Genomic DNA, 15,509 nt, shown 5'->3' with positions numbered 1-15,509 from the left:
GCCTGCCGCTCGGCAGGCCTTCTGGTCGATTACTCCATGGCTTTGGCGACTTCCAGCTCCTGGGGTTTTTTCGGGATGACTTTCTTCTTCGTGAACCGGGCAAGGATCCGGTCAACGACCAGGTACATCGACGGTACCACGAGCAGCGTCAGGATCAGCGACGAGGTTAGCCCCCCGATGATGACCCAGGCCATACCATTCTTGGTTTCGGCACCGGCACCGCTGGCCAGCGCAATGGGCAGCATACCCAGGATCATGGCCAGGGTTGTCATCAGGATCGGGCGCAGCCGCTCTTTGCCCGCTTCGATCAGGGCGTCGATGACGTCGTGCCCTTCGGCTTTCAGCTGATTGGCAAAGTCAACGATCAGGATGGCGTTCTTGGCCACCAGACCGAGCAGCATGATCATCCCCACAATCGAGAATACCGTCAGGCTTTCCATGGTCAGCGCCAGCGCCAGCAGGGCACCGACCAGTGCCACCGGTATCGAGAAAAGAACCACAAACGGGTACACAACGCTCTCGTACAGGGCTACCATGATGAAGTACACCAGCAGAATGGCGATCATCAGCGCCAGACCCAGGCTGCCGAAGGCGTCGGACTGCTGCTGCAGCTGCCCCAGGTACTGGATACTGACCCCTTCGGGTAGCGTCTGCTGCGCCATTTTGGCCTGAATGTCGGCACCCACCGTACCCACCGGACGGCCCACTACCTGGGCGTTGATGGTGATGGACGAGAGCCGGTCGATGCGCTCCAGCACGCTTTCGCCAACCTGCTCCTGAACGGTGGCAAACTGCGACAGCTCGAAGGTTTTGCCTTGGTTGTTGACAAACGTCAGCCGGCTTACGTCCTGCGCCTGGGTCCGGTCAAACTGATCGAGGCTGACCAGGATGTCGTACTCGTTGCCGTTCTGCTTGAACTTCGACTGATCGTTACCCCGGAAGGCATTCTGCAGGGCGATACCTACGTCCGATGCGTTGATACCCAACTGGGCCATGCGCTCGCGGTTCAGGTTGACCGTCACTTCAGGTTTCGGATCTTTCACCGAATATTTCACGTCCTGCGTACCGGGTACCGAGGTGGTGACCTGTTTAACAATTTCGGCTGCCTTGCGGATGTTGGCCAGGTTGGTGCCTTTGACGGCAATCATGATCGGCGCCTGCGAGGCTCCTACGATACCGACCGGGCTGACCGTCACTTTAACGCCCGGAATCTGCCCGACTTCCTGCTTCAGCATCTGCCCGAAGGCTTCGGTCGAGAGCGTCCGCTGTTTCTTGTCGACCAGCTTCACGTTGATGTCGGCGAGGTTGCTGTTGGAGGCCGTGGCCAGGCCGTTGCTGCTGTAGCCCACGTTGGTGAACACGTTGGTCACTTCGGGATGCTTCATGATGATCTGCTCGGCCCGCTGCGCAACGGCGTTGGTCTGGTAGATCGAGGCCGTTGGCGTCAGTTCGACCTGTACGCTCATTTCGGCCTGGTCGCTCTGGGGCATGAACGCACCGCCAATGAAACCGGCTGGTACCAGCGCAATCGAGCCGACCAGCAGCGCGATGACGCCCAGGAAGACGTACCGTTTATGACCCAGTACCCATACCAGAATACGGCCGTAGGCGTTGGTGAGCCGGTCGAGGAAGCGCTCGAAGCCCAGGTTGAGGCTACCCCACAGGGATTTGGGGTTCAGCACCTCGATTTTACCAAAGCGCGACGCCAGCAGGGGCGTCAGGGTGAACGATACCAGTAAACTCATCAGGGTAGAGAACACGACCACCAGCGCAAACTCACGCAGGATGTTGCCGATCAGGCCACCGGTCATGGCCAGCGGTACAAATACCACCACGTCGACCAGGGTAATGGCCAGTGCCGTGAAGCCGATCTCGCTCCGGCCGTCGAGGGCCGCCTGCCGTTTGTCTTTCCCCATTTCGAGGTGGCGGTTGATATTCTCCAGCACCACGATCGAGTCATCGACCAGGATACCGACAACCAGCGAGAGGGCCATCAGCGTCATGAGGTTCAGCGAGAAACCCATGATATACATCAGCGCAAAGGTCGGGATCATGGACGACGGCAGCGCCACCAGCACGAACAGTGCCGAGCGGAAACTGTGCAGGAACAGCAGCATCACCAGCGATACGATCAGCACCGCCAGGCCCATATCCTCAACAACTGCGTGGGCCGACGCCAGGGTGTAGATCGACTGGTCCGACGCGATATTGAACTTGAGCCCTACTTTGCTGTACTGCTTTTCCAGCTGCGCTATTTTGACCTGCGCCTGCTGGCTCACCGATACGGCGTTGGCGTCTGACTGCTTCTGGATCTGCAAACCAATCGAAGGCCGGGCGTTGATGTGGTTGATGGCCGTCGGTTTGGTCGTGGCGTCAACGACTTCGGCTACGTCTTTCAGCAGCACCTGGCTGCCGTCGTTACGCTGGGCTATGATCAGGTCGCGCAGGCGTTTGACGGTCTGCACCGACGCGTCGAAGCGGATCGAGTACTGCGACTGCCGGGTTTCGAGCTGACCCGCCGGGTAGCTGGCGTTGGCTGCGTTGATGGCCTGGGATACCTGACCGATCGAGAGGCCGTAGCCGCGCAGCTTTTCGGTGTTGACGTTGACCTGGATTTCGCGTTCGTTACCGCCGATGACGTTGACCTGACCCACCCCGGCCACGTTCGAGAGCTGGGGTTTGATGTCGTTGTCGATCAGGTCGTAAAGGGCCGTCGGCGACATGTCGGCCGTAACGCCCATCCGCAGTACGGGAATCTCGTCGGTCGAGAATTTATTCAGGATGGGGCGGTCGGCCTGGTCGGGCAGGAGGTTGATGATCTGCTCGATCTTGCGCTGGGCATCCTGCTGGGCCAGGGTGGTGTTGACCCCGTTCTTGAGCTGGATAACCACGCTCGACGCGCCTTCCTGCGAGGTGGAGGTCATCCGGTCGAGGCCTTCCAGCGCCGACAGGGCTTCTTCAATCCGCTTGGTTACGTTGGTTTCTACTTCGTCGGCCGAGGCTCCCCGGTAGGTCGTTACCACGCTGATGACGTTGGCTTCGAACTTGGGCAGCAGGTTGTAGGAAAGCTGCTGGTAACTGAGGGCGCCGAACAGGATCAGGACCGTAAAGATGGTCGTTACCAGCAGGGGCCGTTTAACCGCTATTTCAGATACAGACATGAGGGCTGTTGGTTATTGGGTGATTTGGACCGGCTTGCCGTCACTGAGGTTCAGCTGGCCCGTCGTAACTACCTGCTCGCCGGCGTTGAGGCCGCTGAGTACTTCGATCGTGTCGCCAAAGTCGCGACCTACCTGGATGGTGCGCCGAACGGCTTTGTTGCCAGCAATGACGTAGACGTAGGGGTTCTTGATACTTTCGACCAGGGCCGACCGCGGAATCTGCAGGGCTTTCTGGGCCGATTTCTGCGAGAAGTCAACATTAACGAACGTACCGGCTTTCAGGCTGCCGGCCTGGTCGATGGTAATTTCGACCGGGTAGTTATGCTCTTCGGTGCCCTGCGGAGCGATGTACGAAATACGACCGTTGAAGGTCCGGCCCGGAAAAACATCGGCTGAGACGTTGACGGCCTGCCCTTCGCGCAGCTGATATACGTCGCTTTCGTTAACGGGTACCTGCACTTTCAGCCGGGCTACGTCCAGCACGCGTCCCAGCACTTTACCAACCGTGATGTACTCGCCGGGTTCGATGTCTTTCTGGACAATACGACCCCCGATGGGCGATTTCACGTTGGCATCGGCGATCTGTTTTTTGATCTGCTCGGCCTGGTTAACGGCGTTTTCGTAATTGTATTTGGTCTCGTTCACCTGGATTTCGGTGGTGGCGTTACCGGCCAGCAGGGTGTTATACCGCGTTACGTCTTTCTTCAGCCGGTCAATGGAAAGCTGGGTGCCCTCCAGCGAAAGTTCCTTGAGTCGGTTGTCGAACTGAACCAGCGTAGCCCCTTCGCGCACCGATGAACCCAGGTTGAAATTCACTTTGGTGACCTTACCGGCCGTGGTGGCAATGATGTCGGCCTCCTTGTACGGAATCAGGTTGCCCGTTTTAACGAGCTGCTGGCTAACGGTACCTTCGGCAACCGGCGCTACGGTAACCGGAATGGCCACGTTGGTCAGGACCGCGGGCTTTTTCTGCTCGTCGATCTTCTTTTTGTTGGAAGCCAGGCGGAAGCCAATCAGACCGGTTATGGCGAGTATGGCTGCGACGACGATGAGCGTTGTCTTTTTCATGATCTATAAATCGGTTGTATTGCTCAGAGTTGGTTGTAAAAGCTTAGGAGACTGCCCTGCGACTGTTCGAGATCGAGCCGGGCCTGGTACAGATTGATCAGCGAGTTGATGTAGTTGGTACGGGCCTCGCGGTACGAATTGTCGGCGTTGATGAGGTCGGTCAGCAGTTTGGTGCCCTGTTTGTATTGCAGGGTGGTAATGTTATAAACCTCCTGCGCCAGCTTTACGTTGCGATCGTCGTTTTGCAGGCTCACCTGGGCCCGCTGAATCTGCGACTGGGCGTTGTTGAACTGAAGCCGGTAGGCCGACACGTTCAGTTTCTGCTGCTCTTCCTGGGTCAGCAGGGTAAGCCGTTGCTGCTTCAGCTGCGCGTCACGCTGGAATCCGTCGAAAATGGGGATGTTCAGCCGCAGCCCGAAGCTGCCGAAGCCGACGAAGTTGCTGAAAATACGATCGAGGGTCTGCGCGCCGAGGTTCACCGTACCGTAGTTGGCCGTCAGGCTCAGCGTGGGCAGGTACCCGGCTTTGATCCGCTGGTATTGCAGGCTCTGGAGGGCCAGGTTGGTTTCGGCCTGCTGAAACGAAACCAGCCGGCTGGCATCGAACTGCCCCTGATCGATGGTGGGCAACTGCGTCAGCAGGGTCGAGTCCGACAGCACCAGATTCTGCTCCTGCGGCATACCCATCTGGTATTTGAGCCGGTTCAGCGCCAGGTTCAGATCGTTCTCGGCCAGCGTCAGCTGCGACTGGGTGCTGTTGTAGCTGACCTCCGTACGGGTATAATCGACGGGCTGAATCACCCCGTTGTCGCGCTGAAGCTTCAGGATGTTGAGCACCTGCTGGGTCCGTTCGAGGTTGTCGCGAAGCAGCGCGATCTGCTGCTTGGCTACGAATACCTGGTAGTAGTTGCTGGTAATGTTGTAAATCACGTCTTCCTGCGTCTGGCGAGTATTCAGGGCGGCCAGCTGCTGGTTTGGCTTGTTGGCTTTGATACCCAGCAGCAGCGACCTATCGAACAGGGTCTGGCTGGCCTGAGCCGTCAGGTTGGTCTGGTACTTCTGTCCAATGATGAACACCCGCGGCTCGGGGCCGAACACCCCCGCCGGAACGACGCTCTGCTGCAGTTTGACGTTGTTGATAGATGTTCCTGTAGCGCTGACCTGAGGCAGGTACTGGCCCAGGGCCTGCCGCGCCTGCTGATCGGCGGTTTCTACCTGATATTGCGCCAGCCGAACGCTGCCAAAATTCTTCAGTCCGTAGTCGATACAGTCTTTCAGCCGAAAACCGCCCGGGGCGGGGGGCTGGGGTTGCGTCTGTGCCCATCCGGTCAGGGAGGTGCCGAGCGCAAAAACTAAGCAAAGTGCAATTAATCGTTTCATAAATCCAGAAGTTGACGTGTCTACTGTAGATATGTCAACTAATTAAACAAAAAAATTATTTTTCCAGTAGGGTGGCGATCTTCATCACCGTCTTGAGAAACGAATCGCGTTCGTCGGCAGTCAGCTGGCTCATCACTTCGTGGTCGATGGTTTCGGTTGTTTTCAGGGCCTGTTCGATCACCATCTTGCCGGCGGGCGTCAGGCGGATCATGTTCTTGCGCCGGTCGTCGCTATCCGGTACAACCCGGAGGTAACCATCTCGTTCTAAGGTGCGTACCGAGCGTTGTATGCCCGATTTATCCTTTTGGAGAAAGTTGGCGATCTCCTGTTGCGACAGTAGCTCTTCACCGGCAAAGTAGACAACAAACAGGACCGGAAACTGTTCGATCTGAATCGTAAACCCCAGCCGGGCCAGCTCGCGGTTGGCCCGGCGTGCCATCAGGTGACCTACATGACTGATCACAAAAATGGCCTGGGTACCCATGCGCTCTGCAAACCTGGTCTGTAGCTCTCGTTCTTTAATCACTGTCATGCGGCAAAAGTAAAGTAGGTTGTTATATCAACCAAATTTCCGGCCAAAAAGTGTCCTGATTTTTAAGATACTATTCTACTGTCAGACGGCTGACGTTCAACGGTCGGCACCCGCGCAGGGAAGTCGGCCAGGTGCCACAGGGTGTAGGGCCGCTCATCGAACCAATAAAAGATGGAAACCGGCCTGTCCTTCCGCTTCGGCTGAATCCTGGTTCTGATTCGGGCGCGGAATACGCATCTAACTACTGCCTGATGTATTCTGAAGTTGTAAAAACGGTATTCTTAAATATATTAAGGATATATTTGATAGTGATTGTATATAAAAAATCACCTGCCTCATGCTACTAAGAAAAAGGTTGCTGGTAATAGGACTACTTAGTGCCGGGCTTAGCGGAAAGGCGCAGGTCCAGATTGGCAATGAGTGGATCAGGGCCGGACAGCCGTACTTAAAGGTAACTGTGAATCAGGCAGGTATTTATCGGATACGTTATTCAGACATAAAAAATGGAGATGCTTCTTTTTTAAAGACGAACCCGGCCGGGTGGCAGTTATTCTTTCGCGGGCAGGAAATAGCCATCCGAATAGCCGGTCAGCAGGGGGGAACATTCACCGAGCAGTCGAGCATCGAGTTTTATGGAGAAGGGAACGACGGCAGTCAGGACTCGCTCCTGTATCGGCCCCAGAGTAGACTACATCCATACCAGACGCTATTCTCCGACCAGTCAGCTTACTTTCTGACGGCGAGTCCGACATCCGTCGGTAAGCGTATGGCTGTTGTCAGTGGTTCTGGTGAGGGTCTGATACCCGAGACGTTTCATGTACAGGAATCTGTTCAGGCTTTCACCAGTGACTATACATTTAACAACTTAAAAGGCATTGAACCGTTCCTCCAACAGAGCTATTTCGAGCCCGGCGAAGGGTGGTCGGGTAAACTGATATCGACAGATTCCATTGGAGCGGTTGACTTCAGTCTGCCCGGACGTGTGAATGTTGATTGGCCAATCCGTTTAGAGGGCCTTATCAATGGTCGCGACAACCAGCTCCATCAGGTTCAGATTCAGGTCAATGACAGTGTGCCAACATCACTGGCTTCGCTGCGCTTTCTGGGGTTTACCAGCCAGCCTTTTCAGGCAACGCTGCCCCCCGGCCTGTTGCGGGATGAAAAAATAAGGCTTCGCTTCAAACCGGAACGGAACGTCGGCGCCAATCAGTTCTCCATTACCTATGTGAACGTGTCTTATCCTCAGCAGTTCGACATGAACGGGGAGGGCAGCAAGGTATTTCATTTGCCTGCTGGTAAGCGGCAGACCGTGCTTCTGGCGATACAGCATGTTCCCTCGTCAACGTTCGCCTATGACGTTACGGATAAGCTCAATTGCCGCTATCTGCCGGTAAACAGTATGGCCAGTAACGCAGAGGTTGTGGTCGATGGCATGGGGCAGAACCGGGATATTCTGGTAACCAACCAGGTGCTGAACCCGCTGAGCGTAGAACCCGTTCAGCTTCGATTCGCCTACCCGGCCTCGACTGATTATCTGATCATTACCCACGGGTCACTCAAAAAATCAGCGATGGCTTATGCCGATTACCGGGCGTCGGTGTCGGGGGGCGGGCACAAACCGCTGGTGGTTGATGTCGACTCCCTGTTCGATGCCTTCAATTACGGCGAACGCAGTCCGTTGGCGATCCGGCGTTTTGCCCGGTTTATGCTACTGACAACAGCAGTGAAGAACATGCTGCTGATCGGGAAAGCCAATAGCTATCCTTATTTTATTAAAACGGCCGCCGACGATCTGGTACCTACCATTGGGTATCCGGGGTCAGACGTGTTGCTGACGGCCGGTCTGGGCGGTTCTTCCGCGAACACGCCGGCTATTCCGACGGGTCGCCTTACGGTAACGACCAACGAGCAGGTACTCGACTACCTAACGAAGGTTAAACATGTCGAAGCGGGTACGCCAAACGGCTTGTGGCGCAAGCAACTTGTTCATATCAGCGGTGGTAAGTCGGAACCTGAAGCGAAGAGCCTGGAACTGGCGATGCGGGATCTGGAGACTGTGTTTGTCAATGGCCAGCTGGGCGGAGAAGTCAAATCGTTCAGCAAAAGCAACCCATACAGTACAGTCGAGCCTGTTAATATAGCGCCGGTGGTCAATGATGGCGTAAGCCTTATTACCTTTTTCGGCCATGCCGGACCCGCCATCACCGACATGAACTTTGGCTTTGCCTCGGCCCCCCAAAACGGATTTCGCAATACGATCTATCCGTTCATGATTTTTAACGGGTGCGGAGTTGGCGAGATCTTCTCCCGGTTCAACACCTTGTCGACCGATTGGGTGCTGGCTCCGGACAAGGGAGCTGCCCTCGTTCTGGCTCATTCCTACTACAGTTACGAAGCACCAACAACCCGGTACCTGAAGAGCTTGTACCGGGCGTTATTTACGAATCCGGCAACTCTCGGCCAATCGTTTGGGAAGGTGCAGCAGCAGGTAAACGCCGAACTCGAAAAAGAAGGTGCTAATCTGTATGATGTGTCGGTTTTGCTGCAGATGATTCTTCAGGGCGACCCGGCTCTACAGCTTTATCCGCTGGCCCGCCCCGATTTTTCTGTCGCGCAAAAAGGGGTATACATACAGGCATCGGCGGTGGGAAGTACGCTACAGAACAGCGATTCGATTCAGGTAATTGTTCCCCTGGCCAATCTGGGAAGGTTTCAGCCGAACCAGTCCGTTGCTCTTTCGATTCGAACGACCGGCAAAACGGTAGGCAGCCATGTTGTCCGAATGCCCGCATTCAGGTATCTGGATACGCTGGTGTACACCCTGCCGAACGACAGATCACTGCAAAAAATCGATGTGTTGCTTGATCCGGACAGCCAGGTAGACGAACTGAGCCGGGATAATAACGCGGCAAGCCTGGCAATAGACTGGCCGCAAGCCAGCGTCGGGAGTCGCTATCCATCAATAGTTCTGCCAGACGTGGTCAGTCCGGCTCTTACGGTATTGGTCAACGGGACCGTACGGGAAAACGGTGCTATAGTCGATACGAGGCCTGAACTAACGATTTACCTGACCGATGAGCGCCCCCTTTCCGTCGGCGATACCGATGCCGTTGATGTCTATATTTCGACCTGCGACACCTGTAGCCCGGCGCAAATTCCCCGTCAACGGCTGCTGCTGTCCGAATTGTCGCCGAATCAACTTCAGATCAAAACAACACTGGAGCTGGCAGCAGGCGGTACGTACCAACTTACCGTTTTCGGGAAAGACGCAGCCGGTAACCGGACTCAACCGCCCTATGCGCTGATCATGGGGGTGGTAAGCGCCGATGAGCCCATTTCGTTTACCAGCTATCCAAATCCGACGAGTACGTATGTGCGGTTCGAATTAAACCTGCCCCTTCTTGCTTTACCCACCGAAGCCCGGCTAGCCATCTATTCGATACATGGGATACAGGTTTTCGATGAGCCGTTTCCGGTGCTAACGGGAAAAAATACGCTGTTATGGCAAACGCAGGTGCCGGGTGTGTACTCGTACCGATTGCGGCTGGGCTGGCAGGACGGCCGGTCTGACGTACGAACGGGTAGGGTGGTATGGCTGCATTAAGGGAATCGATCGGAGGCAATCAGTACCCACTTTGCCGTCGTGCCCGACTGGATCGCGCCGGTGCCCAGGCAAGCGGGCGACTCCTGACAAAAGGCCAACGACCGATCTTCCTGGTACACGCAGCCAATCGACCGGGCATAGACCCGAAGGTATTTTTCCTGACTGACCAGGGTTGAATCGTTGGTTCCCAGAACGGTAACGGTGTTATCGAACCGGTTTGTGCCACTAGTAAACGGGCGTACTATAGCCTCGTACCGAAGGAGCGAGAGCGGGTTGGTATTGTACAGGTTTTTATTCCAGGAGGTTGACGGCGCGATGGGAAACGCCAGTTTGACAATCGGTGAGTTGTTATCCTGATCAATCACTTCGACCCTGTTTTTATACAGGGAACGGATGCTTTTCAGTGTCCACGGCGACTGATTCGTGGGTCGGGTCAATTCGTCGATCACAAAAACCAGCTGACCGTTTATCTGGTAAGAGCTACTGACTTTTTGCTGGAGCTGGTAGCTTTGTTTGGTAGGTACATTGGCGGTGAGGTACGTTTCGGTCGATACCTGATAGATCCAGTAATTTCCCACCTCCAGCGGAAAATAAGCGGAGTCGTCAGGCAAAGGACTGGTTGCCCGTTCCTGACAACTTATGAGTGCGGGTAACAAAGCCAGCCAAAGCGTTACCTGTAAACCGGTTTTTATTCCCACGTTTTTGATGACTTATGGTTGTAGATCAACCCATTTTCAGGAAAATTTCTCCTTTTTTATGAATCCTAAAGGTAGCACTTTGTCGACCTGTTTACTAGTTCTTCCTGCGTGCCAGTATTTATTAATAAGGAGCATTGAGTCAATAAATAGGTCATGGCAAAGGCTGATTTTACCAGTCAGTTTTCGTTCACCAATCTGGTAAAGTAATATGGGCGGAATCGCTGGAATAATTCGGTTTGATGGGCGGCCTGTCGAGTTGTCCGACATGGCTGCTATTGAGACCCTCTTGGTGCATAGAGGCACGGTAAAACGTTATTCCCACAAACAGGGTACCTTATTTGCCTTTAACAGCACCCTGGATGTTGACATGGGTGCGGGTATTTATGCCGTCGCCGATGCCGCTGATGGTTCGCAGCCCGGAGCCAACAATTCCCTGGTTGACAACTACCTGCAGCGTGGATTCTCGTCATTCAATCAACTGAACGCCGATTTTGCGATAGCCTTATGGGACGATCGTCGGCAGACGCTTGTCTGTGCCAGAGATCTGCTGGGTGTTAAACCGTTGTATTACGTGCATCGACCCGGTTCGTTTTGCGCATTTGCTACGGAGATCAAAGCACTGCTTGCCATCGGGGAGGTAATCGTCAAACCGAATCGCCACAAATACAGAGAGTACCTGACCTGGGCAACGGCCTATGTACCTTATAGCGCAGACACCTTCTACGAAACCATTTACAGCGTTCTGCCCGGCCATTATCTTCAGCTGACCAGTAGCCACAGCCAGGTTGGGGCTTACTGGAAACCAGATCTGAGCCGGGTGAGTGGATTGACAGAGGCCGCTGATTATGCCACCTTGTTCCGCGAAGATTTTACGCAGGCTATCGACATCCGAATGGGAAATAAGAGCCATGTAGGCTCCCATTTAAGTGGCGGTCTGGATTCATCATCGGTTAGCTGCGTGGCCCAGCATCGGCTCCTGGCGCAGGATCGTCCTTCTTTACATACGTTTACCATTGATACGGGGCTGGCCTCGACGGACGAATCGACGTATGTGCAGGCCGTTGTCGAAAAATGGAAACCGGTGCATCATACCGTACAGCCCGTCCCCGATGTGCTTACCTCTATCCTGGAAATCAATCGCCTTTTTGATCGGCCAGAGCAGTTTATTCTGCCATCCAGTTTTCATCTTAGTGTTTCGGTAAAAGCCCGCTCGGTCGGTTGTGACAGCATCCTCACGGGCCACGACGGCGACAGTGTCATCACCACGGGATTTGACTACCTGGATCAGTTGATCGATCAGGAGGACTGGGAGGGGGTGCAACAGGCCTGTCGGCAAAGGATCAGCCAGCCTGGCCAGAATCTGACGCATGTTAGCCCTAAGTGGCTCAGTTTGAGCGAACGGGAAAAGTTTGAAACGTATGTGCTGTACACGGTTGGTGCCGAAGTTGTCAGCCGATTCAAACACAGACCGTTCCTGACGTTTCTACGTACGCTGGTTGCGCAGCAGCAACGATTCGAGCTATCCACGGCTTCGATGATGACCTATTGCATACAGCGTATCCGCGACAAAATAGTGCATAGGGCCTTGATAGACAGTGCGTTTACGCCGGCGTTTCAGCGGTTATCGACCCCGTTGCCAACGTCTGCGACCGAGGGCCTGAGCGCCTGCCTGTCAGCGGAGAACCCCGTTCCCCTCATTCAGATCATCAATACGACGAATGTGCTATGCAATGAGCAATTAGAGCATATAGGCGCCTATTACGGCCACCAGTATACGTTTCCTTTCTTTGACAAACGGGTTGTTGAAGTGGGGTTGGCCACTCCGGCCTGGGTGAACTTCGATCAGGGGCGTGGCCGTGGACTGATTCGTCAGGGTCTGCAAACCGTACTACCCCCAGCCGTCAGCAACCGGCTTACGAAGGCTAACTTCGTTGAATATGGTAATCTGACTGCGCAGCAACTTTATCAGGCTACTCGGGAGCAAATCGCATCACCCAGTCACGAAATCTGGGACATTATAGACCGATCGGTATTTAATGAGATCGTTACCATCGTATGTAATGGTCGAATACCGATCCAGAAAAAAACGCGTTACAACTGGTTATTGAGTCGAATTATTTACCTCTCTCTCTGGCTGTCTGCACTACCAAAAAGGAGCTGAACCCGTTGGCAGTATCAGTGATTGGCTGTTTGCCTACCGGGAGCGTACCAAAGAAAGAAAGACCCGCACCATAGCCGTAAGAAAGCCCCATCGTTTAGGAATGAAAAACGGACGGCTGTTGATGGTGATGACTGTAGATCGAAACATAAAATTACGGGTGTAGTGCCCATAAACTTTTAATTTATCAATCAACGCCACCTTTGTAGAGGCAAAATCGACGAGCAGTGTTCTGAACAGGGCCGGCCGTTCGTTTTCCCACCTTTTTTCACGGGTTTCGGTCAGCCTGGCCAGGTTGTACACATCCATCTGCTGTTGAACCTCGGCCGTTACCGGAAATTCCCAGATAGTTTGGCACCAGTGCAGGCCCGTGAAAAAAATACGCTCCAGTTGACGTTGCTCTAATGTTTTCAGCAGCCACTCCCAGTTGAGATCCTGTCGATGAAGCAAAAAATACAGGTCATTTATGTAGCCAATGCGTTCCCAGGAATTATTGACTCCGTGGTGAAGAACTAACAGAATGACCTGATTCTCGATGATGAGGTCAGGAGTCGAGCGGAAATCGCTTACCTCAAACTCGCCGATTTCTCTTAACAGCGAGTTGACCCGCCAGTGTAGATCAATATCGAAGCGGCTGGTGTCGAAGTAAGGTTTGAATAAACTGATCTCGCTCAGCTCGTCCCAGATCACACCGGCCGGATGTTCTAAATAAGGTTTGTGTTTATCGCCAATCCGGTAGCCGTCTGGCGACAGGATGTCGATCACCCGCTGAACGTCTTTTTTGTCGACCAGAATGTCCATATCGCCAATAGGGCGCAGGCCACGTTCGGGATAGCTGTGTTCTGCCAGGTAAATTCCTTTGAATGGGATATGCTCGATTGCCTGTTTGTCGAGCAGGGCCGTTAGTCGATGATACTCCTGAAGTTTTATCAGGTTGTCGGTAGTACGATGCAGACATTCCTGACGTAGGCTTGCCCTAAAAGCATCGGGCACCGATGGAACCTCGTTGAGGGCATGATACAAAAAGGGGGTGAGCCGGTGGTAGTTAGCCAGGGTAAGAAGCCGGTCCCAGTCTGGCGTGTATTGCTCCAGCAGCAATACTATGGATTCGTTTCGCCTGGTCGATGGCTTCCATGAGCAGGCCATGAGCAGAAGAGTGATCTCGGTCGAGTGGCGCGATTTCATGTCAATGTGTAGCGTTCAGGCGATCTACAAACGAATACAAATCTGTAAAGGTGGCAGGACGGCTCATGCGGAAAAGGGGGGTAGTTCGTGCAATAGCCACACTTTGCTCGAAGCATTTTTTTAGTTCAAGGCCATTCAGGAGGGCATCGGGTAACGGAAAATGATGGAGCAATTCGACGGGCACCTGGCTGCTGAGTACGGGGGTCGTTATACTGCCTGGTGTGTTGGGAGGCAGCAGCACCACTAGTTGTTTTAACGGTACGGGTTCTTCGTCGAATGGAAACGATTCATGCCACGAGAATTTGTTTACCCCTTCCCGTACGGGTGTCATGGAATCCAGGGGTAAGGCTAATCCGTCTACGCTGTTTTGCCAGATTTTTACCTGCGAAAAAGCAGGAATCAACGTATGATCGCCCGCCGGGCCTGGTCGAATACAAACCATGTCATCACTGATGACGCCAGCCCCTTTGGCGGCAAAAGCAGCAACGGTAGTGGATTTGCCCGCCCCCGGTTCTCCCAGAAAAACAACCCCTCCGTCGCTAAGGCGAACAGCGCTGCCGTGTAGCAGGAAGTAGCCCTTCTGGAACAGGATAAGACCTAGTGCTTCGCTGAGCGTAAACAGAGAGAGAACCTGATCATCGGTCTGAGCCGTATCTACAATCAGCTCGTTGCCGTGGCGGGCTACAAACGTAATGAGTGGAGGCCAGTCCAGCCAAAGGTGATGTTGGTCTGTTTGAGCGAACTGGGCCTGCAGGCCCGCCCGCCAGGCTTTCGAGGGTACCATGGGTGGCTTTGCCAGTAGTTGACCGGACCTGATCGTTAGATCTACTAAAGCCGTGGCTGCTCTTTCCGGAAGGGGGGGGAGCCGGAAGTCGGACGAGATAGATAGCCCATAGGCTCTGTAAAAATAGGGCATCAAGTCCAGGCTAAAATTGGCTCGAACAGGAGGTTGGGTTGCTCACCGAGTATGGTTACCGACTGGTAGGTAACCCAGGCGTGGGCAGAAAAACCGTCGGCGGTATGGCTGCGTACGCCAATGTGAACCCGAACATGCGGTTGATTTTTCAATAGCCATTTCGCAGCAAGCGCCTGAATCAGACAGGTGAACCCAAGCGGAATGTGCGTGCTGAGGACGTTTACCGCCCACACCCGTTTGTTCATGGTGGCCGTTGGTATTCCTCGTTTCGAGGTATGGGAAGCTGGGGCAGATCGGGGCGTGATAAACCAGCTTACTGGAAACAGCAGGATCAGTACCTTAACGAGAATCAGTACAGCAAGTACATAAATCAACAGTATTTTCTCGGTCCAGCGCAGCGAGCTGATTTTTGCGTATCTAAGCCGTAGTTTCGATAAGGTTTTCATCGAATAGATTACCTATGAAAAACAATAGTTCCTGCTGACAGATAAATTCGTCTACGTCAAACTCGTCCAGTACCTGGTCTTTAATTTTTTGAACAGACAGCACTTGTCTGGTTTGTAATAGTGACCAGATAAACCCGCCTACTTCATTCAATTCATAATAATTCCCTTTTTTGTAATTCAGGACGATCGTTTCTGTACCCAGAGCGGAAGAAGATTGATCTCGGGTCAGCTGAATGCAGGTGGTCGGTTCAAATACCATATCTGTATGCGAATATAGGTAGGATGCGAAAGAAGCCTGACTCACCATCCGTAATTTTGAGGAGGCAGGCTTCTTTCGTTACATCAATTAACTCGTGAAACTG

General features: G+C 53.9%; 11 protein-coding genes. 2 read left to right on the top strand and 9 right to left on the bottom strand.

The window, feature by feature from the left end; all coding sequences use genetic code 11:
• Positions 1-29: 29 nt before the first annotated feature.
• The 4 genes from B1C80_RS07720 to B1C80_RS07705 are packed head-to-tail and all read right to left on the bottom strand — an operon-like array spanning position 30 to position 6,140.
• Positions 30-3,161, bottom strand: coding sequence for an efflux RND transporter permease subunit (locus tag B1C80_RS07720; protein ID WP_077920483.1), 3,132 nt, complete (start codon positions 3,159-3,161; stop codon positions 30-32).
• Between the two features lie 12 nt (positions 3,162-3,173).
• Positions 3,174-4,229, bottom strand: a complete 1,056-nt coding sequence (locus B1C80_RS07715; protein ID WP_077920482.1) for an efflux RND transporter periplasmic adaptor subunit — start codon at positions 4,227-4,229, stop codon at positions 3,174-3,176.
• Positions 4,230-4,252: 23 nt separating this feature from the next.
• Positions 4,253-5,608, bottom strand: coding sequence for a TolC family protein (locus B1C80_RS07710; protein WP_077920481.1), 1,356 nt, complete (start codon positions 5,606-5,608; stop codon positions 4,253-4,255).
• 55 nt (positions 5,609-5,663) lie between these two features.
• Positions 5,664-6,140 (bottom strand): MarR family winged helix-turn-helix transcriptional regulator, encoded by a 477-nt coding sequence (locus tag B1C80_RS07705; protein WP_129600105.1) that lies wholly within the window; start codon positions 6,138-6,140, stop codon positions 5,664-5,666.
• 337 nt (positions 6,141-6,477) lie between these two features.
• Here B1C80_RS07705 and B1C80_RS07700 point away from each other — a divergent pair, with 337 nt between their 5' ends.
• Positions 6,478-9,744 carry a C25 family cysteine peptidase gene (locus tag B1C80_RS07700; protein WP_077920479.1) on the top strand — a complete coding sequence of 1,089 codons (3,267 nt, stop codon included), beginning with the start codon at positions 6,478-6,480 and terminating at the stop codon, positions 9,742-9,744.
• On the opposite strand, the gene B1C80_RS07695 is transcribed toward B1C80_RS07700, so the two are convergent.
• Positions 9,741-10,355: a hypothetical protein gene (locus tag B1C80_RS07695; protein ID WP_077920478.1), complete on the bottom strand. Its 615-nt coding sequence runs from the start codon at positions 10,353-10,355 to the stop codon at positions 9,741-9,743. The genes B1C80_RS07700 and B1C80_RS07695 overlap by 4 nt on opposite strands.
• A gap of 352 nt (positions 10,356-10,707) precedes the next feature.
• On the opposite strand from B1C80_RS07695, the gene B1C80_RS07690 reads away from it, so the two are divergent.
• Positions 10,708-12,603, top strand: a complete 1,896-nt coding sequence (locus tag B1C80_RS07690; RefSeq protein WP_236648676.1) for an asparagine synthetase B family protein — start codon at positions 10,708-10,710, stop codon at positions 12,601-12,603.
• A gap of 33 nt (positions 12,604-12,636) precedes the next feature.
• Here B1C80_RS07690 and B1C80_RS07685 read toward each other — a convergent pair whose 3' ends face one another.
• From B1C80_RS07685 to B1C80_RS07670, 4 genes are all read right to left on the bottom strand, one after another.
• Positions 12,637-13,785: a nucleotidyltransferase family protein gene (locus B1C80_RS07685; protein WP_077920476.1), complete on the bottom strand. Its 1,149-nt coding sequence runs from the start codon at positions 13,783-13,785 to the stop codon at positions 12,637-12,639.
• A gap of 1 nt (position 13,786) precedes the next feature.
• Positions 13,787-14,569, bottom strand: a complete 783-nt coding sequence (locus tag B1C80_RS07680) for a serine kinase (RefSeq protein WP_236648675.1) — start codon at positions 14,567-14,569, stop codon at positions 13,787-13,789.
• 131 nt (positions 14,570-14,700) lie between these two features.
• Positions 14,701-15,147, bottom strand: a complete 447-nt coding sequence (locus B1C80_RS07675; protein WP_077920474.1) for a lasso peptide biosynthesis B2 protein — start codon at positions 15,145-15,147, stop codon at positions 14,701-14,703.
• Positions 15,119-15,406, bottom strand: a complete 288-nt coding sequence (locus B1C80_RS07670; protein ID WP_077920473.1) for a PqqD family peptide modification chaperone — start codon at positions 15,404-15,406, stop codon at positions 15,119-15,121. Before B1C80_RS07670 ends, B1C80_RS07675 begins: the two co-directional genes overlap by 29 nt.
• Between the last annotated feature and the right edge of the window lie 103 nt (positions 15,407-15,509).

The organism is Spirosoma sp. 209 (assembly GCF_002006735.1).
GTDB lineage: Bacteria > Bacteroidota > Bacteroidia > Cytophagales > Spirosomataceae > Spirosoma > Spirosoma sordidisoli.
This window is presented reverse-complemented; position numbering and strand designations above follow the sequence as displayed.